At 25.3% G+C, this 24,956-nt stretch carries 20 protein-coding genes; 9 read left to right on the top strand and 11 right to left on the bottom strand.

Annotated features, from left to right (window positions below; genetic code table 4):
* Window positions 1–55 precede the first annotated feature (55 nt).
* The 5 genes from AC27EK_RS00475 to AC27EK_RS00455 all read left to right on the top strand — a co-directional run bounded on the left by AC27EK_RS00475 (window position 56) and on the right by AC27EK_RS00455 (window position 7,953).
* Window positions 56–2,620 carry a valine--tRNA ligase gene (locus AC27EK_RS00475; RefSeq protein WP_487231409.1) on the top strand — a complete coding sequence of 855 codons (2,565 nt, stop codon included), beginning with the start codon at window positions 56–58 and terminating at the stop codon, window positions 2,618–2,620.
* Between the two features lie 92 nt (window positions 2,621–2,712).
* Complete coding sequence (locus AC27EK_RS00470) at window positions 2,713–4,146, top strand: DUF31 family putative serine protease (protein ID WP_487231408.1); 1,434 nt, start codon at window positions 2,713–2,715, stop codon at window positions 4,144–4,146.
* Window positions 4,147–4,216: 70 nt separating this feature from the next.
* Window positions 4,217–5,569 carry a DUF31 family putative serine protease gene (locus tag AC27EK_RS00465; RefSeq protein WP_487231407.1) on the top strand — a complete coding sequence of 451 codons (1,353 nt, stop codon included), beginning with the start codon at window positions 4,217–4,219 and terminating at the stop codon, window positions 5,567–5,569.
* A gap of 102 nt (window positions 5,570–5,671) precedes the next feature.
* On the top strand, window positions 5,672–6,757 hold the full coding sequence (locus AC27EK_RS00460; protein ID WP_487231406.1) for a hypothetical protein: 1,086 nt from the start codon (window positions 5,672–5,674) through the stop codon (window positions 6,755–6,757).
* A gap of 38 nt (window positions 6,758–6,795) precedes the next feature.
* Complete coding sequence (locus AC27EK_RS00455; protein WP_487231405.1) at window positions 6,796–7,953, top strand: hypothetical protein; 1,158 nt, start codon at window positions 6,796–6,798, stop codon at window positions 7,951–7,953.
* A 68-nt stretch (window positions 7,954–8,021) separates the two neighbouring features.
* Here the strand turns inward: AC27EK_RS00455 and AC27EK_RS00450 are convergent, their stop codons facing one another.
* On the bottom strand, window positions 8,022–8,615 hold the full coding sequence (locus AC27EK_RS00450; RefSeq protein WP_487231667.1) for an ATP-binding cassette domain-containing protein: 594 nt from the start codon (window positions 8,613–8,615) through the stop codon (window positions 8,022–8,024).
* Window positions 8,616–8,745: 130 nt separating this feature from the next.
* On the opposite strand from AC27EK_RS00450, the gene AC27EK_RS00445 reads away from it, so the two are divergent.
* Window positions 8,746–10,038: a hypothetical protein gene (locus AC27EK_RS00445; protein WP_487231404.1), complete on the top strand. Its 1,293-nt coding sequence runs from the start codon at window positions 8,746–8,748 to the stop codon at window positions 10,036–10,038.
* Between the two features lie 54 nt (window positions 10,039–10,092).
* Here the strand turns inward: AC27EK_RS00445 and AC27EK_RS00440 are convergent, their stop codons facing one another.
* The 5 genes from AC27EK_RS00440 to parE all read right to left on the bottom strand — a co-directional run bounded on the left by AC27EK_RS00440 (window position 10,093) and on the right by parE (window position 17,482).
* Complete coding sequence (locus AC27EK_RS00440) at window positions 10,093–10,965, bottom strand: ABC transporter ATP-binding protein (RefSeq protein WP_487231403.1); 873 nt, start codon at window positions 10,963–10,965, stop codon at window positions 10,093–10,095.
* 7 nt (window positions 10,966–10,972) lie between these two features.
* Window positions 10,973–11,917: a hypothetical protein gene (locus AC27EK_RS00435; RefSeq protein WP_487231402.1), complete on the bottom strand. Its 945-nt coding sequence runs from the start codon at window positions 11,915–11,917 to the stop codon at window positions 10,973–10,975.
* A gap of 80 nt (window positions 11,918–11,997) precedes the next feature.
* Window positions 11,998–13,083 (bottom strand): GTPase, encoded by a 1,086-nt coding sequence (locus AC27EK_RS00430; RefSeq protein WP_487231401.1) that lies wholly within the window; start codon window positions 13,081–13,083, stop codon window positions 11,998–12,000.
* A gap of 13 nt (window positions 13,084–13,096) precedes the next feature.
* The gene (parC, locus tag AC27EK_RS00425) at window positions 13,097–15,571 is read right to left on the bottom strand and encodes a DNA topoisomerase IV subunit A (RefSeq protein ID WP_487231400.1); all 2,475 of its coding nucleotides are present in this window, start codon (window positions 15,569–15,571) and stop codon (window positions 13,097–13,099) included.
* Between the two features lie 9 nt (window positions 15,572–15,580).
* Window positions 15,581–17,482, bottom strand: a complete 1,902-nt coding sequence (gene parE, locus AC27EK_RS00420) for a DNA topoisomerase IV subunit B (protein WP_487231399.1) — start codon at window positions 17,480–17,482, stop codon at window positions 15,581–15,583.
* 155 nt (window positions 17,483–17,637) lie between these two features.
* Between parE and plsY the strand changes: the two genes are divergently transcribed.
* Window positions 17,638–18,399, top strand: coding sequence for a glycerol-3-phosphate 1-O-acyltransferase PlsY (plsY, locus tag AC27EK_RS00415; RefSeq protein ID WP_487231398.1), 762 nt, complete (start codon window positions 17,638–17,640; stop codon window positions 18,397–18,399).
* Window positions 18,400–18,409: 10 nt separating this feature from the next.
* On the opposite strand, the gene AC27EK_RS00410 is transcribed toward plsY, so the two are convergent.
* On the bottom strand, window positions 18,410–19,417 hold the full coding sequence (locus AC27EK_RS00410) for an HNH endonuclease (RefSeq protein ID WP_487231397.1): 1,008 nt from the start codon (window positions 19,415–19,417) through the stop codon (window positions 18,410–18,412).
* A gap of 309 nt (window positions 19,418–19,726) precedes the next feature.
* Between AC27EK_RS00410 and AC27EK_RS00405 the strand changes: the two genes are divergently transcribed.
* Window positions 19,727–20,602 (top strand): hypothetical protein, encoded by an 876-nt coding sequence (locus tag AC27EK_RS00405; protein ID WP_487231396.1) that lies wholly within the window; start codon window positions 19,727–19,729, stop codon window positions 20,600–20,602.
* 43 nt (window positions 20,603–20,645) lie between these two features.
* On the top strand, window positions 20,646–21,431 hold the full coding sequence (locus AC27EK_RS00400) for a hypothetical protein (RefSeq protein WP_487231395.1): 786 nt from the start codon (window positions 20,646–20,648) through the stop codon (window positions 21,429–21,431).
* Between the two features lie 16 nt (window positions 21,432–21,447).
* Here the strand turns inward: AC27EK_RS00400 and AC27EK_RS00395 are convergent, their stop codons facing one another.
* Genes AC27EK_RS00395 through AC27EK_RS00380 form a run of 4 tightly spaced genes read right to left on the bottom strand, consistent with a single transcriptional unit; the run spans window position 21,448 to window position 24,955 of the window.
* Window positions 21,448–21,822: an adenylyltransferase/cytidyltransferase family protein gene (locus AC27EK_RS00395; RefSeq protein ID WP_487231394.1), complete on the bottom strand. Its 375-nt coding sequence runs from the start codon at window positions 21,820–21,822 to the stop codon at window positions 21,448–21,450.
* Window positions 21,812–23,248, bottom strand: a complete 1,437-nt coding sequence (locus AC27EK_RS00390) for a type 2 periplasmic-binding domain-containing protein (protein ID WP_487231393.1) — start codon at window positions 23,246–23,248, stop codon at window positions 21,812–21,814. Before AC27EK_RS00390 ends, AC27EK_RS00395 begins: the two co-directional genes overlap by 11 nt.
* Window positions 23,221–24,087, bottom strand: coding sequence for an ABC transporter permease (locus AC27EK_RS00385; RefSeq protein ID WP_487231392.1), 867 nt, complete (start codon window positions 24,085–24,087; stop codon window positions 23,221–23,223). Before AC27EK_RS00385 ends, AC27EK_RS00390 begins: the two co-directional genes overlap by 28 nt.
* A complete protein-coding gene (locus AC27EK_RS00380) occupies window positions 24,077–24,955 on the bottom strand; it encodes an ABC transporter permease (RefSeq protein ID WP_487231391.1) in 879 nt (292 codons plus the stop codon). Before AC27EK_RS00380 ends, AC27EK_RS00385 begins: the two co-directional genes overlap by 11 nt.
* Window position 24,956: the final 1 nt, after the last annotated feature.

Here is a 24,956-nt window from a genome sequence, read left to right as displayed (position 1 = left end):
TATTTATCAAGTAATGAGAATTAATTCACATTACTTTTATTTTTAAAGAGTTATTATGAATAAAAAATTTAATCCAAAAGAAATAGAATTAAATAAATACGATTTTTGAGTAAAAAATCGTTTATTTGAATTAGAAAATAATAATGTTAAAAAACCTTTTTCAATATTATTGCCACCTCCAAATGTAACAGGACATTTACATTTAGGTCATGCTTGAGATTCATCGTTACAAGACGTAATAATTAGATATAAAAAATTACAAGGTTTTGATACTTTATTCATTCCAGGGACTGATCATGCAGGAATTGCAACACAAACCAAATTTGAAAAAATATTAAAAGAAAAAGGAATTTCTAAATTTGATTTAGGCAGAGAAGAATTTTTAGATCAATTAACTAGATGAGCAAAAGAACAAGAAGATTTTATTAAAAAACAGTGAAGTTCATTAGGATTAAGTCTATCTTATGAAAATCAAATTTTTACAATGGATAAAGATATACAAAATACTGTTAGGGATGTTTTTGTAAAACTTTATAAAGAAAATTTAATTTATAGAAAAAAAACTTTAGTTAATTGAGATCCGGAACTTAAAACAGCTATTAGCAATATTGAAGTTGTTCATAAGCAAACAAATTCGAAAATGTATTATTTCACTTATTATTCAGTTGATAAGAAAAAAAAGTTAGAAATAGCAACAACTAGACCAGAAACTATGTATGGTGATGTTTGCTTGTTTGCTAATCCAAAAGACAAAAGATATGAAAAATTAAGAAATATTAAATTTATTAATCCAATAAATAATAAAGAAATTCCTTTATTATTTGATGAATATGTGGATTATGAATTTGGTACTGGCATAATGAAATGCACACCAGCTCATGATTTTAATGATTTTGAACTTTATAAAAAACATAAACTTGAATTAATTAATATATTAAATGATGATGCTACTTTAAATGAAAAATGTGAAGAATTTGAAGGAATTGATGTTGATAAAGCTAGAGAATTAATAGTTAAAAAATTAAAAAAAGAAGGTTCTTTAATAAAAATAGAAAACATTTCAAATAATGTTGGTTATTCTGAAAGAACAAATTCAGTTGTACAACCTTATATGTCTTGACAATGATTTTTAAAAACAAAAGACGTTGCAAATGAAATAATAAAAGAACAACAAAACAACAATACAATAGAGTTTATTCCATCAAGATTTAATAAAACTCTTATAACTTGACTTGAGAATATAGAAGATTGATGTATTTCAAGACAACTTTGATGGGGTCATCAAATACCAATTTGATATCATAAAGAAACTAATGAAATTTATTGTTCTGAAAAAGAACCAAATGACATAGAAAATTATGTTAGAGATGAAGATGTATTAGATACTTGATTCTCTTCAGCATTATGACCAATGATTTGTTTTAAATGACCAAACGAAGAACATTTGTTATTTGAAAAATTCTTTCCTTCGAATGTGTTAGTTACAGGTTATGACATAATATTCTTCTGAGTTAGTAGAATGATTATGCAAACTAAACGTTTAAAAAAATCGATTTCATTTAATCAAGTATTATTACATGGTTTAATAAGAGATGAAAATGGCCACAAAATGTCAAAATCTTTAGGAAATGGAATAGATCCTATGGATGTTATAGACGAATACGGAGCAGATAGTTTAAGGTTATTTTTGACTTCTTCTTCTTCAAGAGGAGAGGATCTTAATTACTCTACTCAAAAATTAAGATCTAACTGAAACTTTTTAAATAAACTTTGAAACGGTTCTTCTTATGTATTTTCTTTAGAATCTGATAAAGAATTTGACATCAATAATTTAAATAAAGTTGATTCTTGAATCATTAATAAATTTAATCGTTTATTAAAAGAAATTCAGATCAATATGGATGATTATAATTTTTCAGTTTCAACTCAAAAAATAATAAATTTTGTTTGAAATGATTTTTTTAATATTTATTTAGATTTATTAAAAATCGATTTCAAACAAAATGATTATTCTTCTGTTCCAACTTTAAAATATTTATTGAAAAATATTCTTATCGTTCTCCATCCGCAAGCCCCTTTTATTACCGAAGAAATATATCAAAATTTCGAAAATAAAAAATTATCTATTCTTAATGAATCTTGACCAAAAGAAATAAAACTTAAAAAAAATGATGTTAAAGAAATAGAAATTTCATTATCTATCATTGATGAAATAAGAAAATTAAGATTAGAAAAAAACATTTTGAACAAAAAAGAAATATTTCTAAATTTGAAGACCAATTACAAAGCGAATTTGAATTTGATTAAAAAATATATTACTTCTGTTAATTCTTCATTATCTGATTTTGATAACTCTAATGCAATAAAAACTGTTTTTAATGATTTTGAATTATTGGTAAATAAAGAAAATTTATTTAATTCTGAAGAAGAACTTTATAAACATAAAAAAGAATTAGAAAAAATAAAGTTTGAAATTAAAAGAGCAGAATCTATGTTATCTAATCAAAATTTTGTTTCAAAAGCTCCTAAAGAAAAAATAGATACAGAAAAAGAAAAATTAAATTCTTGAAAAAAGACTTTAGAAAAAACTATAAAAATAATAACAGAATTGGAAAAATAGAAAGACCATAACGGTCTTTTTTTATTTACATTTGAAACAAATTTTTTATAAAAACTTTATAATTAAGACAAATAATAAAGTTAAGGAATTGTATGAAAATCAAAAAAAGCATTAAAACATCAATAGTTATTTCTAGTGTTGTGATAATTTTATTAGCAATAATAATTCCTACCACTTATTTTCTTTTGAATAGATATGAAAGCAATATTGTGAAAGGAACAGATTTTCCTTTAGAAATAAAACCTGAACAGTCTTTTAAACCAAATCCCCCAAGTGAATCAAAAATTCCAACGCTACCTGAACAATCGTCCCCTGAAGTTGAAAAACCAATTCTTCCAGAAGACATTCCAGTTATGCCCGAAATTCCTAAAGTTGAACCAGAACAAACTTCTCCAGAACAAGGCGAACAATCAAAACTTCCAATACAACCTGAATCAATTCCAACGAGAGAAGAGTTAATTAGTAAAATATATGGTTTGTCAACTCCTGTTTTCTTTGAAATATTCAAATACGATCAATTTTCTATGAGAAATTTTAAAATAAGATTGTCAGGAACAGCTTGAGCATATGATATTTCTAAAAATGAAAAAACTGGTGATTTAAAATATTATTTAGCAACAAATCATCATGTTGTTGATTTCTTAAGTTCTATCAAAAAAGAATTAAAACCAAATATTAAAAATTTTGATTTTTACGTTAGTCTTTCATTTCCAAATAATCAAATTGATAAAACTGATCCTCTTGTTTCTTGAAACCAAACAGATAAAAAAACAAAATATTTTTATGATATGAAATCACCAAAAAACTTATTTTCTTCAAATTTAATTAAATTTGAATATAGAAATGATCAATTGATTAACCAAACAGATGTTTATAATTTCAATGCAACTGCGAAATCTCCTAAATTTAATTACACTACTTTTGAAGAAATAAATAAAACTACTTCAAAGACAACTGAAAAAGCAAACAAAGAACAAAATCCAGACATGGCTTTTATAACATTAGAAGCACCCAATAAAAAAGAATGATTGGACATGACTGTATTTAATAACTATAAAAAGGAATGATTGGATTTTAATAAAACACCAATAGCCGATAAAGAATTAAAAGGACAAGAAACTGCATATATCGCAGGATTTCCTGCTATTAGTAATTGACAAAAAAGCAAAGATTTTTTTAATCCAAAAAAACTTGGTTCAATATTCGTAGCTCCTGAAAACACTAATTCAATGAATGTAACAGGTAAAGAAAATTCCATAAGTTCAACTGGTGGATATAAAGGAAAGCAAGGCGATTATTTTAATTATACTTTCTCTGGATTATATTTAGGTCATGGTTCTTCTGGTTCGATGGTAATGAATTCAGAAGGCCAGATAGTTGGTATTTATTGAGGTGGTTGAGGATTTCCTAACGAATCATCATTTTTAGGAGCTGTTGTTGATTTCCATAAATTAAATCTATTATCAAAATGAAAATCATTTATTAATTTGGAACAAAATACAATAAGTTATTTAACTCTTAAATAAAACAATATTAATTTTATATATCATGATAATCAATATCAAAAAAACTACAAAATAAGCAAGGAATTTAATAATGAAAATTAGTAAAATTGTAAGAAATTTAATAATAGCAACGACTATAACAATTGTTGCTTTGGCAGTATCGATTCCAGTTGGTATTCATTTTGCAAATAAAAAACCAACCACTTTAGAACCTGCGCCTTCAAAACCAGATCAAGGAGAGAATAACACAACTCCTCCAACACCTAATCAAGGCGGCGATGGAAATGTTCAAAAGCAAACTCCAGTAGAAATAGTTCAAAAAATATATAGTTTATCAACTCCTGTTTTCTTTGAGGCATTTTCTTCAAAAGAGATTTTAGGACAAAGAAGACTTTTCAAAATGTCTGGAACTGCATGATCTTTCGATATAGCAAAAGATATTAAAAACAATACTCTTAAATATTATTTAGCAACAAATCATCATGTGATCGATACAACAACACCAATTATGAACGCTTTGCATCAAGACAATTCAATGATTCCTTGATTTGGAACAAGTTATAATGATTTTTCATATTATTTAAGAATGGGTATTCCAACTTATCAATTCAACGGACCAGACAACAAAGATAAGTGAGAAGAAAAAAATTCTAAAAATCTAACATATTTAAATAGAAATGATCAGAATATCGTTTATGCTAGCAATTTTATTAAAGTTTCTGTTGTTCCCGTTCCTAATGGAAATGGAGAAAGTACAATTAATATAGAAACAGGTCAAATACCTAACAATACTGATGTTTATTCAACATTTAAATTTAAACCAATATCATCATCAATAATGAAAGTGTTTTTGGTTCAACAAAATCCACAATTAGCTAATATTCCTGACCCTGATTTTGGTTTAATCGAATTAGAAACTTCAATAAATAATCCTCTAAAAATGAATGTATTTGATAGTTATATAACAAATTGAATAAATAAAAAAATTTCTCCCTTCGCAACTAAAGAATTAGCTTATCTTGATGAAACGTATATCGGTGGATTTCCAAGTATAAGTAATTGACCAGATAAATTCCCTAATTTAAAAAATAAAGAAAGTTCATTATTTGTGACTCCGTTTAACATATCTTCAATGAATAACAATACACCACCAAAAAATGAACAAATACTTACTCCAGGTTTTTATCCGGGTCTATCTCAAACAAGTAAATATTGAAATTATTTATTTCCTAACTTGAATATAGGTTATGGTTCTTCTGGTTCGATGGTCATGAATTCAGAAGGACAAATAGTTGGTATTTATTGAGGTGGTTTTAAACCCACAGCTTATACTCCTTTTTTAGGAGCTGTTGTTAATTTTTCAAAAAACAAAACAATTAAATATTGAAAAGAATTTTTATCTTTTGATTCTCCCAATGCAAAATCTTGATTAACAACAATATAAAATTTTAATTTAATATTTTAATAATAAAAAACAACCATTGGGTTGTTTTTTTGTCTATTTTAATCAATTAAAGTTCAAAAATTATTAAAGTATAATGTATATATGAAACTTAAAAAAATTAAATTAATATTAATAACAACAACATTTTTATCATCTGGTTTATTTGCATTTTCTACTGAATATACATTTTCAAGAAAAATAAATAATAGCAAACAGAAATTAGGTAACAATTTTTTTGAGTACAACAGAACCAGTTTTTCAGTTCAAAATAAAACCTACACTCCTATGTTAGCTAATCAAATGGTCAAAGAAATTAATTATGTTAATTTAAATAGAAAAACTGATAACAACACTCCATTGTTAAATTTATTTGGTTTTAAACTTAAAAAAACTTTTGTGGAAAATAAAGTATATGAATTTCGAGTTGTTTCACTTAAAACCAAAAATTTTGAAACTTTTGACAATCCAAGATTTGAAATTAATTTAGTAAAAAATTTAACAACCCTTGAGAAATTTTCTTTTAATTTCGTGAACGTTATAAAAACCAATAACAAAAGTTGAGTTGAATCATCTGGTTTTGATACTTTTAAGTATGACTATATTGTTGACGTTGATTATTCAAATTCAAATATAAATAATGCTGTAGGTTTAGATGGAGCAACAGATACTGGAGCCTTCTATTTTATGCAAGAAGTATTTATTGATTTATATATTAATAATTTAGAATTTCGTGTTCGTGTTTCTTCTTTAAAACTGAAAAAAGATAAAATTAATTATAAGTTAGAAATTTTATACAATATTAAAGAATTATCTGCAACTAAAAAATCAAAATATTTTTATGGTATCGAGTCTTTGAAATTTGATGATGGAGTTCCATTTCCAACTATAAATCTTTATTACGAAAAACCATTACTTCCGCCTTCTGAACCACCTGTTCAGCCACCACCGCCAAAACCACCAATTGATAACGATAATTCTAGTCAAGATCCAAATGGTCCGCCAAAGCCAGATGTAGGAGGTGATAATAATACTCCTATACAACCAGAACCAAATGATAATAATTATTTAAATGTTAATAATAAAATGTCTAGCGGATTTGTTTTAACAATAGTTTCTGCTTGTGTCATGTCTATAATGTTATTATTGTTTGTGACTGTAAGTAGTGTTAAATTCAGTACAAAGTCTTAATCAATTCAAGTTCAAAATTTTTAAAGTATAATGTATATATGAAACTTAAGAAAAATAAATTAATATTAGCATCAATAATGCTCTTCTCGTTTGGATTCTTTTTAATTTCCATTGAATTAACGATTTCGAAAAAAATAATCTACAAGAAACAAAAATTTTCAAATTCTTATTTTGAATATACTAAAACTTTCATTTCGGTTAATAATAAAGCATCTACTCCGATTATCTCTCAACATCTTATTAAAGAGTTAAATTATGTTAACAAAAACAGAAAAACCGACAACAACACTCCAATATTAAATTTGTTTGGTTTTAAAACAAAACAAGCTTTTGTTCAAAATAAAAAATTATGCTTCGAAATATCTATGATTAAAACTGATGATTTCGAAACTTTTAACAATCCTAATTTTAAATTGTGAATTAAAAATGGTATGGAATATCATGATAATTTTCTTTTTAATTTTACAAACGTTATAAAAACAAATAATAAGAGTTGATTTGATTTAGTAGGGACTAAAATCGTAAAAACTGATTACATTGTTGATGTTGATTACAGTAATAAAAATATAAATAATTCAGTCGGTTTAAAAGGGGCCGATTATAATGGAGCTTGAAAGTTCATAGATGATCAATTCCCAGAATTTTTTTATAATGATTTAACTGTTAAAATACAAGGTTATTTTACGGGTTTATTAAAGGATTGAAAAAAAAATATTTTGAAAATAAATTATAGTATTTTAACTTTATCTGGAATTGAAAATGATCCTTATTTTCCAGGAATAGAATTAGATTTCAATGCAAATTTCGAATTACCTGCTTTAAATTTGCATTATAAAAAACAAGAAGAACCAAAACCACCAATTGATAACGATAATTCTAGTCAAGATCCAAATGGTCCGCCAGAACCAAACCCAGTGCCTCCAGCGCCTGATCAAGGCGGTGGTAATGAACCAACACCTCCCAATCCAGACACTGGTGGTGGTGATAATCAAAAACCAGATCCAGTTCCTCCAAAACCGCCTAAACCCCTTCCACAACCAGATCCACAACCCGAACCAAATGATAATAATAATTTAGATATTAATAATAGAATGTCTAGTGGATTTGTTTTAACAATAGTTTCTGCTTGTGTCATGTCTATAATGTTATTATTGTTTGTGACTGTAAGTAGTGTTAAATTCAGTACAAAGTCTTAATAAAACGAATAATCTATATTTTAATTAATATAAAAAAATCAGATAACTGAATCTGATTTTTTTATATATTAATTATTTAAATAATAAGTTACAAATTTTTCTAACGATGTATATTTTTTTATTATATCTTCCATATATACGTCAAAAATTTTTTTACCGTCTTTTAAGAAAATAACCCTATCACATAAGAATTCTATTTCTCCCATGTCATGAGAAACCAAAACTATAGACATATCATTTTCTTTAGCATATGATTTAATAAATTCTTTTATTCTAGTTCTAATAGATATATCCAAACCAGTTGATAATTCATCTAAGAATATTATTTTAGGTTTATGAATAATAGCTACAAAGGCATTAAGTCTTTGTAGCTGTCCTCCTGATAAAGAAGAGGCTCTTTTATTGTAAAATTCTTCAATTGCAAGGATTTTTAACAAAGATTTCATTTCTTCATCTGAAATTTCTATATTATAAACTTCGATCATAAAATCTATAACGTTCTTTACTGATATTCCTGGAGGATAAGAAGAATCTTGGAGTTGTATTCTTATTTTCTCTAAATAAGAATTATCATAATCATATTTAATATCAATAGTACCAGAAGTTGGTTTATTAAGTCCTGCTAGTATTTCTACCAAAGTAGTTTTACCAGCATGATTTAAACTTTAACAGGCGTTATTTTATGAATTTTATTGATTTCTCTAATTCTTTTTTTTATTTAGAAAAGAAAAATTCAACTCAATGTTCTCTAAAGACAAAAAGACAATTTATTTAGTATATAATACATTAAATATGAAAAATAAGAAAATTAAATTATTATTGGCGATAACAATGCTAACTTCGTTTGCATTATTTTTGGTTTCTTCTGAATCGACAATTTCAAAAAAAATAAATTATAATAGTCCATTATTTTCAAATTCTTATTTTGAATATACTAATATGAATTTCTCAGTCAACAACAAAGTATCTACTCCGATTATATCTAGACAACTTAAGAAAGAGTTCGATTATCTAAACAAAAATAGAAAAACCGACATAAACACTCCATTGTTGAATTTATTTAGTTTTAAAACAAAACCAACTTTCGTACAAAATAAAAATTTCATCTTTGATATAGAATATATTACAACTGATGATTTTAAAACTTTTGGTGAACCTATTTTTGAAATTTATTTGAAAGAAGGTTACATAGAACATGATCATTTTCTTTTAAAATTTTCAAATGTTAAAAAAACAAATAACAAGAGTTGATTTGAATTAATGGGAATTAAATTCACAAAAACTGATTATATTGTTGATGTTGATTACAGTAATTCAAATATAAACAATTCAGTTGGTATAGAAGGGGCTACATATAATGGGGCTTATGATTTTATAGATGACATATTTCCTCAACTTGTCAATAATAATAATTTAACTATTTCAAGAGGTGCTGCCGCTTGAAATTTAAATAAATATATAGATGAGGCTCGTTTAGAAATTAAATGCAGAATAATCACTCTAAAAGGACTTAAATCTGATCCTTATTTTGCAGGAATAAAATTAGCTTTTGCGCATGAGGATTTTATATTTCCTAATTTTAATTTATATTATAAAAAACCCGTTGAGCCGCCTCCGCCTCCACCAGAACCGCCTATAGATGGTGACAATTCTAATCAAAATCCAGATGGTCCACCAGATCCACAACCAGATCCACAACCCGAACCTCCACCAGAACCAACTCCTCCGGTTAATCCAGATCCACAACCCGAACCTCCACCAGAACCAACTCCTCCGGTTAATCCAGATCCACAACCCGAACCTCCACCAGAACCAACTCCTCCGGTTAATCCAGATCCACAACCAGAGCCCGATCCAATCCCTCCACCAGAACCACAACCCGAACCTCCACCAGCACCAGACCTTAATCCAGAACCTCCACCAACTCCTGAACCAAATGAAAACAGTAATTTATCTGTTAATAATAAAATGACAACAGGATTAGTAATGACTTTAATTTCTGCTTGTATTATGTTTATAATGTTATTATTGTTAATTGCTGTGTGTTCTGTTAAATTCGACAAAAAAACTAAATCAAAAGAATAATTAATATTTTCGAAATATAAAAAAATCAGACGGCGTTGTCTGATTTTTTTTATATTAATTATTTAAATAATAAGTTACGAATTTTTCTAGTGATGTGTATTTTTTTAATATATCTTCCATATAAACGTCAACTACTTTTTTGCCGTCTTTTAAGAAAATAACTCTATCACATAAGAATTCTATTTCTCCCATGTCATGAGAAACCAAAACTATAGACATATTGTTTTCTTTAGCATATGATTTAATAAATTCTTTTATTCTAGTTCTAATAGATATATCCAAACCAGTTGATAATTCATCTAAGAATATTATTTTAGGTTTATGAATAATAGCTACAAAGGCGTTAAGTCTTTGTTGCTGTCCTCCTGATAAAGAAGAGGCTCTTTTATTGTAAAATTCTTCAATTGCAAAGATTTTCAATAGAGATTTCATTTCTTCATCTGAAATTTCTATATTATAAACATCGATCATAAAATCTATAACGTTCTTTACTGATATTCCTGGAGGATAAGAAGAATCTTGGAATTGTATTCCTATTTTTTCTAAATAAGAATCCTCATAATCATATTTAATATCAATTGTTCCAGAAGTTGGTTTATTAAGACCTGCTAAAATTTCTACTAAAGTAGTTTTACCTGCACCATTACCACCAAGTATTGCAATATTTTCTTTTTCATTAATAGAGAAAGAAATTTCTTTTAAAACATCTTTTTTATTAGTTCCAGTATTAAAGCTTTTATTAAGACCTTTTATTTTCATTAAAGGTTTTTTGTCTGTTTTTTCTTTTATTCAACTTAATTTATTATTAAATTTTTGATTTTTTTCAAGTTCAATATTTTTTAAACTGTTTTTTATTGTTTTAGATTCGATTTCAGATTCATTAATAATAAATTCTTTATGTTGTTTCTTTTTAAAAATATTTATCATATCGATCCTATCTAGCGCTTCATTTGAATTTCTTAACTGTAATAAAACTAAATAATCCTATTCAAGCAAAGGGGAGTATTAAATTTAATATTCTTTCAGGTTTTGTAAAAATACTTACAGCATTTATTGTTGATTTTCCATAAGTATAATCAGCACTTATATCAAATATGTTGAAACCTTTATTGATAGAAAGCAATATATTTTTGTTTGGTAAACTTCCAATTACTTTTGTAGTTTCAAAAGTTTCTTGCAGATTATTCATTGAAGGATTGAAAGATTGTAAAACAAGAGCTGTTGTTGATTTAAATGGAGAAATGTATCCAAGTCATCACATAGGGCTAGCAGTTGCGCTAGAACCATGAATCATATTTAATGGCAAAACTTGTCCTGCAAGGAATTGAGATAATATTAATATTGGTATTCCAACTCCTTGAATAGCAAGCGTTGATTTAGTTAAAGAGACTATTAATAATCCCAGTGAAGTTCCAACTAATATGTTTAATAATAAACCATATATTAAACCGCCTCATTGAACATTGGCCAACATGTCACTTAATGTGTAAGAAATGATCCCTTTAGAAATTTCTTTACCTTCATATAAATTACCAGAAAAAATAGCTATTCCCATTATCAAAGTGAATATTGTTCCAAGAATCATTACGACTACATAAAATAAACCAGTCATCAATATAAACATTCATGGTTTAATAGGAGTTACACCTATTCTTTTTAATAGTGTTGATTTTTTGAATTCAAAAACTGCTTGTGGCATAGCAGTTAATGAAACAGCAGTGGAAGCTATTAACAACATTCCACCAAACATTGCATAATAACCTAATAAAGAACCTAATATTCCAACAAATATTATCGGAAATACAAAAGCGAAAAAAGGTCCAAAAATTGATTTTCAAAAATGCAAATTGATCATTTTAATCAATGCTTTGATTTTCATTTATATCCTATCCATATTTTAATTTAACTCAATGTAATTAAAGTGTTTTTATATATTGTAATATTATTTGTTATATTTTTTTAAATAATGGCGAATTCACTCAAAGCAACATCTACTTCTTTATGAATATTGAAACTTATTTCTGAAACTCCTTGACTAATTGAAACTAATCCCAAGCCATATATTGAAATGTTATGTTTTTTGTTTGGATTTAATTTAAATGTTTTAGTTTCTCATTCAGGGTTTATATTGTAAGAAATGTTATTAATTTCATTCATTTTAATTGTAAAGTCATCAGGAGTCTTGATTCTCTTGATTTTAGTCATATTGTTTAAATAAAAAGTAATGCTTATTTTTTCTTTAGTTGTCTCTAATACATTTAAAAGAGCCAAGTTTTCTATTTTTAAAGAATTCTTTTTAGCTAAAAAATAATTCTTTTGTTTAGTGTTGTCAAAAGATATTATTTTTTTTGTTTGCAATAGATCAATATGATTTAATATATTGTTTTCACTATATGTTCCAGGTGTATCTATAATTTCAATTTTGTTAATCTTAGTTTTTTTAAGATTAATAGTTGTATTAATAAAAGGACTTACAGTTAATTGTGGTTTAAGATTATTAACTTTAAATAAAGCATTAATTAAAGACGATTTACCAACATTTGATTTACCAACAAAAATTGCTTTTTTGTTTTCTTTATTATGATTAAAAACGTCATTATAAAGTCTTTTGATTGATGATTTATTGTAAATAGAAACATACATGATATTAGGATTTTTAAAACCAAATGAAGATATAGTTTTCACTATATATTCATTTGTTATTTCAGAATTGTATTTTTTTGGCAAACAGTCTACTTTATTTATTAAAAATACTACTTTTTCTTCATGTTTGACTAAATCTTTTGAAATAGTTTGTGGAAGATTAAGAATGTCTACAATATGATAAATAACAACTTTTTTATCTAAATCAAGAGATAATAGTTCTTTGTTTATAAGATCGCCAGTTACTTTTGAATTATCAATTTGGTTATAATTTATTAATTTAAAACATCTTTGGCAATGTTTTTTATCTTTATTAAGTTCAGGAATGTAACCTAATAAATTCGGATCTGTTTGTAGTCATACACCACAACCTAAACACTTTATATTTAGTTCTTTGTTCATTTATTTTCTTTTCTTACTTTATAGGTACGTATGGCTTTATAATGTCATCTTTATTAGATTGAATTATTGGTTTATTTAATATATCTAATCTTAATGATTCTTTAAGTGGAGTTGAATTAAATAATTTATTTAACTTAGTATCTATTGAAGTATGTTTAATATTATTTAAATCTAAACTTATTAACTCATTATGAATATTATATAAGCTAATCATATCTTCGTCTGTTACTTTAAATATATTTAGATAGTTAGAAGGATTAGATTTCACATTTATAGCTATAAATTTACCAGAACTATAACGTTTAGATACAGGAAGTTCTGTAAGTTTAATTAATTTATAACCATTATTAGCAACAACGAATAATTTGGTTTTAAGACTTAAACTTAAAACACCAGAAACAACAAATTCATTTGGTTTAAGTTTCATAGAGTTAACTCCAGTCGCAGTTTTAGCGCTTAGAGGTATTTCAGCAGTTGAAAATGTAAATGAACTTCCAATGTTATTTAAACAAGTAATGAATTGATTTTCATTAAGGTCGTTTAATAAACAAGAAACGATTTCATCATTTTTCTTTAATTTCATTATTGAAGAAAGTTTTTGTTGTTTTACGTTTAAAGATTCTTTTAAAAGTGTTTTTTTAACTAAACCATCTTTAGTTAAAGAAATTATTTCATCAGTTTCATTAATATCTTTAAAAGTTTTTACATAAACAACCTCGTCATTTGGTTCTAGTGTAATAAATTCGTTAAGATGAACACCATCTGCTTTTCAATTAGATGGCTTTATCTTGTGTGGATAAATTACAAAAGTTTTTGCTAATTTGGTGATAATGACCAAATGATCAGTACTTAAAACTTTATTTAAATAAAAAATAGAATCATTATTTTTAAGGCCAAAGAATTCTAATTTATTAGAATCATAAACGTTTTGTGAGAATGTTTTAATATAACCGTTTTTAGAAACAGATAATATTAATTCTTTTTTCTCTATTAATGATGATTCATCAATTTCTAAACTTCTTATTTCAGAAACTATAGAAGTTTTTCTATCATAACCTAATTCTTTTCTAAATCCTCTTAAAACTTCTTTTAAGTGTTTTCTTTGAATATCTTCAGAATTAAGAATTGTTTTTAGATCATTAATGATTTTTCTTAATTCTTCAAGTTCAGCTTTAAGATCTTCTATATTTGTTCTTGTTAATTTATAAAGTTGCATATTAACAATAGCTTCAGCTTGTCTTTTTGTAAATTGATGAAGATTAACAAGATTTTCAATGGCATTTGATTTTGAATCACTTTTTCTTATTAAAGCAATAATAATATCAATAATGTTAATGGCTTTAATTAAACCTTCAACTATTTCAAATTTATCTAAAGCTTTGTTAAGATCAAATTCAGCAGTTTTAACAATTATTTCAATTGCATGAGCAATATAACTATCTAAAGCGGTTTCAAGATTAACTAAGACAGGTTTTCTATTTACTATTGAAATAAAGTTGGTTGAATATGAAATTTGAAGATGAGTATGTTTTAAGAAAAAGTTTTTTGTTTGTTCAATATTTGCTTCTTTTGTTAAATCAACAACTATATTTATTCCATGCTTATCAGTTTCATCTCTTATTTCTAGAATTCCTGAAATTTTTTCATCAGCGAATAATTCCATCATTTGTTTAATGATGTTTGATTTGTTTGTATCATAAGGAATTTCATAAAAAACTAATTGATTTATTTTCTTGTTATCAGTAATAAATTTATATTTAGAACTAATTACAAATTTACCTTTACCAGTTTTGAAATAACTTTCTACACCAGATATTCCTTCAATAATTCCACCGGTTGGAAAATCAGGCCCTGGAATTATTTTCATCAAAGTATTTACAGAACAATTAGGATAATCAATTCTATGAATAATAGAGTTAAATACTTCTGTTGGGTTATGAGTTGGTATGTTTGTTGCATAACCAGCAGCAATACCAACAGAACCATTTAATAATAAGTTTGGCAATAAAGAGGGCAAAACAGTTGGTTCTTTTTCAGTATCATCAAAGTTATTAACAAACTCTACAGTATTTTTTTCAATATTATTAAGCATTAAAGCAGCAGCTTTTGAAAGTCTTGATTCAGTATATCTCATAGCAGCAGCAGAATCGCCATCTATTGAACCATTATTACCATGCATATCTAATAGTGGCATGTTGTTTTTTCAATCTTGAGACATTCTAACCATAGCTTCATAAATTGATGAATCACCATGTGGGTGATATTTACCAATTACTTCACCAACAGCTCTAGCTGATTTCTTATAAGGCTTAGTATGAACTAGCCCTAATCCATTCATAGCATATAAGATTCTTCTTTGAACTGGCTTCAAACCATCTCTAATATCTGGTAATGCTCTATCTTGAATTATGTATTTTGCATATCTACCGAAAGTATCACCAATTATTGAGGCCAGACTTTCTTTTTTAATGTTATTTTTAGTATCCATTATCAAATCCTATTCATCATAATCAAAATCAACATTATTTGTGATTCATTCTTTTCTAACAGAAACATCATCACCCATTAGATTACTTACTTGTCTTTCAGATTCAAGTTCATCATCTATATTGATTCTGATAAGCTTTCTATTAACAGGATCCATTGTAGTTTCTCACAATTGATCAGCATTCATTTCACCAAGACCTTTATATCTTTGTATGTCATACTTTTTGAATTCTTGTTTATAAGTTTCTAATTCTTCTTCAGTTCAAGCATACTTAAAACCTTTTTTATTGTGTGTTGGAGTAATTTTATATAAAGGGGGCAATGCGATATAAATGTTTCCGTTTTCAATTAATGGTCTTAAGAATCTATAAAACATAGTTAATAATAATGCTTGAATATGAGAACCATCGACATCAGCATCAGTCATTATTATTACTTTGTGGTATTTTAATTTTTTAAGATCAACATCCTTATAAACACCACAACCTAAGCAAGTAACTATTGTACCTATTTCTTCATTTTTTAAGGCCTCTGCTAGATTTGCTTTTTCAACATTAATAACTTTTCCTTTAAGAGGTAAAATAGCTTGATATTTTTTATTTCTACCAAGTTTGGCACTACCACCAGCTGAATCACCCTCAACCAAAAATAATTCATTAAATTCTGGTTTTTTAGATTGTGCAGGAGTTAGTTTTGCTGATAAAATTTTTTCAATTTTTTTGTTTTTTGTTTTTTTAGTAACTTCTCTAGCTTTTTTGGCCGCTAATCTTGCTTCTCTTGAAGAAATAGCTTGCTTAATTATTAAAGTTCCTTCTTTTTTGTTTTTATCAAATCATAAACTTAACTCTTCATCAGTTATTTTCTTAACTGCTTCAAGTGCTTTTGGAGTGAATAGTTTGTTTTTGGTTTGTCCTTCATAAGTTATTAAACTTTCAGGCACCTTAACAGAAACTATAGCAACTATTCCTTCTCTAACATCATCACCATCTAGATTCTTTTCTTTTTCTTTTAAAAGTTTTCATTTTCTAGCATATTCATTAACAGTTTGCATTAATGAGGTTTTAAAACCATTTACGTGAGAACCACCTTCATTGGTTTTAACTGAGTTTGCAAAAGAAACTATAGTTTCATTAATAGAAGTTGTGTATTGTAAAGCAACATCAACTTCTATTGCATGTAAACTACCTTTGAAATCTATTATTGAACTTGAAACAGTTTTTGATTTATTTATGAAAGAAACATAATCTTTAATACCATTAGCTGATTCAAATTCTGTTTTTTCGTTTGTCTTTTCATTTTTGAAAATAATTTTAAGATTCTTAAACAAGAAAGAAGATTCTTGTAATCTATCTTTAATTGTAAGAGCATTAAAAGTAGTATTTTCAAAAATCAAAGGATCTGGTTTAAATATTACTGTTGTTCCTTTTTTAGTTGTATCTCCGACTTCTTTAAGTGATGATAATATATTTCCGCCATTTCCAAATTCGGCTTCATAGATTTTTCCATTTCTATGAACTCTACAAATTAATGATTCACTTAAAGCATTAACAACAGCAGAACCTACACCATGTAATCCACCCGATGATTTATATACAGAATCATCAAACTTACCACCAGCATGTAAAACAGTAAATACAGTTTCTACTCCAGATTTACCTGTTTTTGAATTTATATCAACTGGTATTCCTCTACCATCGTCTTCAACACATATTGAATCATCTTTTCTAAGAGTTATTTTAATGGCAGAAGCAAACCCAGCCATTACTTCATCAATGGAATTATCTAGTATTTCTCAAATTAAATGATGCAATCCTCTAGAATCAGTAGAACCAATATACATACCAGGACGCTTACGTACTGGTTCAAGTCCTTCTAAAACTTTAATATTATCTGAAGTATATTTATTTTGCATTTTATACCTTTTGCTTTTAATCATTTATAACCTTATTATTATATTTCTAAACAATGAATATTTTTTTTTATAATTTTTTTTGCTAAAAAATCATATACTTTTCTTAGTAAAAAAAAGTATAATTAAATTAAATTTAACTTTATATAAGGCAAAAAATGAATTTTGGTTCAGCGTTGGCCATTTTAATAGTATTGTCAATAATTATTGGTTATACTTTTGGAAGTGTCATGTTTGCTATAGTCATTGGCAAGTTTGTAGCTAAGAAGGATGTTAGAGAATTTGAATCTAAAAATCCAGGCGCTACAAACTCAACGAGAGTTTTGGGTAAAAAATTAGGCTTTTTAGTTTTAGTCGGTGATACCTTTAAATCTATTATAGCTACTTTAATAATTTGATTTATGTATCATTTTTGATTAAAAGAATATATTTTACCTAATACTTCTTTCGATTATGGTGTTTTTATTTATTTATCAACAACATTTGTTGTTATAGGACATTTATTCCCCATGTTTCATAAATTTAAAGGCGGAAAGGGAATTGCTAGTTTTGGTGGGTTCTTAATTATTGTTAATCCATTTTTAACTATAGTAGGTTCTATAATAATTATTGCATCTGTATTATTAACTAGATATGTATCGCTTGGTGCTATCTTGGCAGTGTTGTCAATACCATTTTTAATATTAATACCCGGTATTAATTGACTTTATTTAATTAATGATTTAAATCGAGTAGTAAGTGATTTAAAAACTAGCACAATTAATGTACTTCCTTTATTTTGTATGTTTGGTCTTTGTTCTAGTTTGGTCATATATAAACATAAAGAAAACATTGAAAGACTAATCAACAAAACAGAAAGAAAATTTGATCCTAACAATAGGATAAAAGTATTTGATAAGAAAGAAAAAACAAAAGCATAAGCTTTTGTTTTTATTTTTGGTTTCTTTTTTCTAGATATTCTTTTTGTTTAGAAAAATCAATATTATTATTAGAAAAAACAGATTTGTTTTCTATGTCTAAAGACCTTCATTCTTCATCAGTTAAATTAATATTTTCAAAAAAACCAGAAGGAAGCAGTTCTATATCGCCATTATCTCAAAAACTGTGTATATCAGATTCTAACAATAAACAATTTTCAGGGTCTTGAGCATATTTAATTGCTTCATCGTTGTCAATCAAATCATTTAAATACATATCTTTAATTGTTTTTATTTCAAGTATGTGACATTTATTAATGGCGCTTCTATTGACATTAAATATGTTCCTTAAATAATCTTTTTCAATTTTTCTATTCTTAAGAAATTTATTTACATTTTTAGAGAAGTTATATCTTAAAAGAATTGATATTATTTCTTCTTTTCTAATTGGTTTTGTGTTCAGATCATTATACTCATTTTTTAAATCTTTTGAAAAGACGCTTTCATTATCTGAATTCATTATTTTTAAATTTTCATCAAAATCATTTACAAAATCAAATCATTTTTCTTGGTTATTATAAAAATTTTCTCATTCTGTATAAAGTTTTATTCCTCTTTCTTTGCTTAAAAGAAATTCTTTTTTTTCTTGAAAACATTCATTTATATGTCTTACAAGAAAACTTCTTAAAAGATGTTCATATTTTTTGAATTCTTTATTTCATTTTTTACGCAACGGCAAATCACATCAATTTATAATTGCATAAAGTTCCTGACCGTTTTTTGTTGTGCCGCTTTTTGTTATTGGTTTTTTCTTTGCAACACTTTTAGATTTTCAAAAATAACAATCACTAATTTCTGAAGGTGATTTTTCAGTCAAATAATATTCACAAAGCATATCGACAATTAAATCACCCCTCATCAAAAATATTTCTAACTTTCATTGACCATTGACAAAATAACTTTTTGCTTTTTCTAATTTAGGATTAATTAATTCTTGTTTTAATTCTTTATAATTTTTCATGATTTGATTTTATCAAGCAATATTAATTAGGAAAAAAAATAAAAATTTTGGTTTTAGTTTCATTTTTATTTTTTAGGTTATCTTACATAAGAACATTAAAAAAATAATTTACAATAGGTTATTACAAAAGAAGAGATTGTTCTAAGTTCTTTTTATTAAATTGATTTTTAAACATATTTGATTTAAGGATATTTTTTTATTTATTTTTTTTAAAAATAAATATTATTTTAGGATTTTGCCTTTGATTTCTATTGGTAAAAATAATAAGATATAATTCTATTAAATAAACTATAAAAAATAGGAAATAAGATGAATCAAATTAATAAAATATTAGATGAAATTTCTCTTTCAAAGACGGAAAGAGAAAGAATAAGAAATAGAATAGAAAGAATAGAAAATTTTATTAAAAGCGAAATTAATTTTACTTTTGACAGAAGATTTATTGGAAGTTTTGCTTATAAAACTCAAACAAAATATAATTCAAAAGAATTAGATATTGATTGCATGCTAATAATTGAAAATAAATATAACAATATTTTAGACGCTAGAAAAATTATTTTCGGTGTTTTGAAAAGTTATGGAGAAAAAACAAAAAATTGTAAAATAGTTGATAAAGAAAAAGTAATAGAAACTAATTTTATTTTCGAAGACGAAAAAATAAATTATCATATAGATTTTTCTGTTTGTTACAAAGAAAATCAAAAAATTTTTTTAATTAAAAAAAACAATGTTAATAATTTAAGAGAATATTCTTCATTTGAAACTGGAGTTTTAAGACAAATAGATGAATGAAAAGGTCTTGAAAAAAACGTAAGAGAAGAATTGAGAAAAAATATAAAATTAGCAAAAATTTGATTTAATAAATTTGACAAAAAAGAAAAAATACCAAGCATTATGATTACACAAATTTGTTTGCATTACAAAAAACATTTTAAATTAAATAATTTTACAACTAACGATAGCATAGAGAACTTGATTTTATTAATGAATTTGATAAAAAGGGAAACAGAAAAAAATCTTTATAATCTTGACGTCGAACCAAAAAATAATATTTTAAATAATAAAAATACTTATAAGATAATTGTAAACATAAACGCTTTCATTTATCAATTAGAAAATGCGAAATATATTTTTAATAAAAATGAAAAATATTTATTTTTAAATAAAATTTTAAAAAATAAATAGTGACAAATTTATATTATAAATACAATAAACTAAGAGGCGAAAATTGAGCAATAATGAATTTAATATAAATAAAGCAATAGGGCACTTTGCCAAAGAAGAACTTTCTGTATTTAAAGAATGAATTTTAGAAAAAAATATTTTATACTTTGGGGGTTTTTCTTCAAATACTTATAAAAATACTTTTTTTAAAAAAATTTTTCAATCTGAAATAAAAAATAAAAAAGCTACTAAAATTAAAATTTTAAAAAAAGAAACTGAACTTTTAAAAGAAAAACAAAATAAATCTAAAATTTATTACAATATAACTTTTGAAGTTCCTTTTATTTTTTATCAAGGTTGAGAATTAGATATTAAAAAAGTTGTTTTATTAACAAACAAACAAGATGAAAAAATTAAAAAACTTAAAAATAAGAAAAAACAAAAAACATTTTGAACTTCTCATGTAATAAATAAAGAAAAACCAGAAAATGAAATTAATGTTTTATTTGAAGAAATAAATAAAATAAATTTTCAAAAAATAAGAAACAAAAAATTAAAAACCTTTGTTTTTGAAAGGGAGCATTTAATTCAAGGCGGAATAGAAACCAAAAAAGAATTAAATCAATTAACAGACTTATTAAATCAAACACTTAATAAAAAAATTAAAGAAATAAACATATATATTGCTGGATCTCCACAACTTACTTTTTGAATAGGGAATTGATTTTCTGAAAAAGAAAATTATAGAGAAACTAAGTATAAAATATTTATTTGAAGAAAAGAAGAATATGTTTCATATTATGAATTTGATAGAGAGTTAAATTTTAAAAATATTAAAATAAATAATTAATCCCAAAAACAAAAGTTTATTTCATTAAATTGAAATAAACTTTTGTTTTTATATTGCTATTAAGAACTCTATTAATCTTTTTCATTCTTAATTCATATTTAAAATCTTCTAAATTTCTTATTCCTCTTATTAAATAAGAACATTCTAACATCTCTAAACAATCAACAGTAAGACCATAATTCTTAATGATTTGGACATCTATGTTTAAATCATTTAAATAACTTTTAATTTGACCATATCTATGTTCTAAATCATTAGAATCCTTATGTGGATTAATAGACATTACAATCACAACTTCTTTGAAGTTTCTTAATGCCTTTTTTAATAAGAATAAATGTCCTTCGTGAAAAGGATCAAACGAACCAACTATTGCTGCTTTTTTACATTTCATTTTTAAACTTTAAATAAGAAATATTTAAATTAGAAGAAGATAGATCATTAAGAGGAAACTCAACTGAATGAGAAGGGATAGTTGGTGGAATTATATTTAATAACTTTAGTTGTAATTCTTTCATATTAGAACTAAAATAATTTTGATTATTTATATAATTTAATAATTTATTAAGTTCAGGAGTGTAATTAACATAATCAAAATTACTCATAGAACCATATAAATATGAATCATCAGTTGAACTAACAGTATCAGCTATGTTTGGATTATTAGTTTGATTTGGAAATATGTTTTTATTAACATCATTTTGTAAGTGTAAATCACTTCCAGATAAAGCAATATTAAAAGCTAATTTATAACTTAATAAATTTTGTTCAGAATTATTCTTGTTATTAAAAACAATTCCATCCATAGCTAATAAGTTGTTTTTTGGTATTACTACATGAAAATTATCAGGAGAAATAGTGTTTACACCATAATCTCCCCCTTGTGAAGCATATAAAGCATCACCATTATACATAAATGCACCTTCAAAATCTTGTAGTGCTATTTTATTAAGAATTACATTTGAATTAGAATTAAGAGATACTAAATCAGGAAAAGGTTTGAAATAAGAACTTAAAGAACCAAATATAGTATTAAGTTCAGAAATTGATAAAACACTTTGTTGATTTAACAATCCTGTTGTTGGATTGACATTAACATTGTTAGAACCTTCTTTTTCTTGTTTAACAATATTAGAAACATCAAATAGTGTTCTAGGTCCAGAAACCATTCCAACACTAGGATTTTTTGATTCTTTAAATTTATTAACAAATCTATTATATGGATTGTTTATTTCATAAGTATTTGTTTTAGTATTGAATTGTGTAATATATCTAAAAATGTCATTGAATGTGACATTAGAAGAACTTAATTCACTAATTAAATTACCTCTATAGACAAATACATAATTTTGAGTGAAATAAGGAATTGCATATTCTAATAAATTATTAATTCCTATAGATTTATAAGCTTCTGAAATCATTTTAGTGGTCTTTGAAAACAAAGCTAAAGCTTCATTAGCATTAGTTACTAATTTGTTGTTTGAAGATAAACCAAAATCTGATCAATTTATTTTAGATACTAAATTGTTTTTAATTAATTTAGCAACCATATTATCAGTAGAAACACTTAAATTAATAGTTTTGTTTTGTAATAGAGTAGGAATAGGATCATTTGAATCATAAAAATAAGAATTTGTTTTTACAACTTTCTTATTTAATCTATTTCAAAGAGTTGGTGAAATATAAGCTTGGAAGTTTCCAAAAGTAACTCCATAACTATTTGCACAAGATGTTAATAAAGGAGTTAGTGTAACTAGTGATATAGAAAGAAAAGAAAAGATTGAAATCTTAACTATGTTTTTTTTATTTGTTTTTTTCAACTTACATATCCTTTCATACTAATTTCTTTATTTAATTTTCTTTGTTTTAATGATTTTCTTATAGCAAGAGCTCCTATAACTACAAAGCTAATCATTATTATTAATGCACCAAAGGTTACAGCTCATGCTTTGATTCCTTTAGCCATTGTATACATTTCTGAACTTATAGTTGTAATATTTCCACCAACCAATCTTGTAATTATAAAATCATCAAAACTAATTCCAAATATTATCAAAGCGCCTGAAAGAATAGCAGGAGCTAAGAACGGTAATACTATTTTAAAGAATGTTACTATTTTTGAATAACCTAAATCTTGAGAAGCTAAAATTAAGTTTTTATTTAATTTTAGCATTCTAGGATAAATAATTAAGATACCATATGGAGTGCAAAAACTGATGTGAGATAAGATAATAGTACTAAAGCCCAATGAGGACTTGAATAAGCTTATTCAAGTAACAGAAAATAATAAAGCTAAACTTATTCCTGTAATTATATCCGGAATAACAACATTAACTTTTGAAGTTGAAATAATTGAACTTTCATAAACTTTTTTAGAGTTTCAAATACCAAAACAAGTTACAGTAGCAATTATTGTAGATATTGGAACAACAATAGCTACTATTATTGCTGTATTTGATAAGGCATTTAAAAACTCGTTGTTTTTAAATAAATTTAAGAAATTCTCGCCACTATTTCAATTAAAACTGTCAGTTATATTTCCTTTTATACTAGGATCTGTAAAAGATAGAAATACAACAACAATAAGTGGAATATAAATTAAACTAAGGATTATAAAAATGTAAGATTTTCTTAATCCATTTATTATTTTATCTTTCATTTTTCACCTTTCTAGCTATATATGAATATAGTTTAGGAGCAAATATAATACTTGAATACATAAAGAACATAACAGCACTAATAACTAAAGCAAGAACTGATGTTCTTGAAAGAGCTATTGGATTATTTAATCCGCTTTGTCCTTGAGAATCAATTATGTTACCAATCATTGACCCATTATTAGAATTGTTTAAAAAACTAGGAACAGCAACACTTGTTAATGCAGGAAGCATTATTAACACAATTCCAGAAATCAAAGAATTTTTGGTTCAAGGAATAACTATTTTGAAAAATGTATATATTTGTCCTCTTCCTAAATCTTTTGAAGCATTTATAAGATTTTTAGGAAGCAATTCTAAAGAATTGTATAAAGGCATTATAAGAAATGGTATATACAAATATGTAAGTCCTAATATAGTAAATATGTTTCCATATGAACTATTAATACCGCCACACATTAAATCAAACATTGTTTTAAGGCCAATAAGTTTAACTAACATGTTCAGTCATATAGGTGCTGATATTAATAACATCACTAAAAATTTTAATGACTTACTTTTTGACAAACTCAAAAAGTAAGTAAATGGATAAGCTATTACTATACAAAAAATAGTAGTAGCTAAAGATATTAATATAGACATTCCTATTTTTTGTCAAACAAATCCAGTTAATACATCAAAATTATCAGATACAGAAGTTCCATTTGATTTGAAAGAAAGAATCAAGATTATGATCAAAGGAACAACCAAAAATATGATTGTTAATAATAAATAAGGAATAGTTAATAGCAATTTTTTTGAAAATGTAAATTTATTTACAAATCTAGACTGCATACTAAAACGATTGTCTTTATTATTTGTTTTGTTCAAT

Source organism: Ureaplasma rhincodontis, from assembly GCF_057537535.1.
This window is presented reverse-complemented; position numbering and strand designations above follow the sequence as displayed.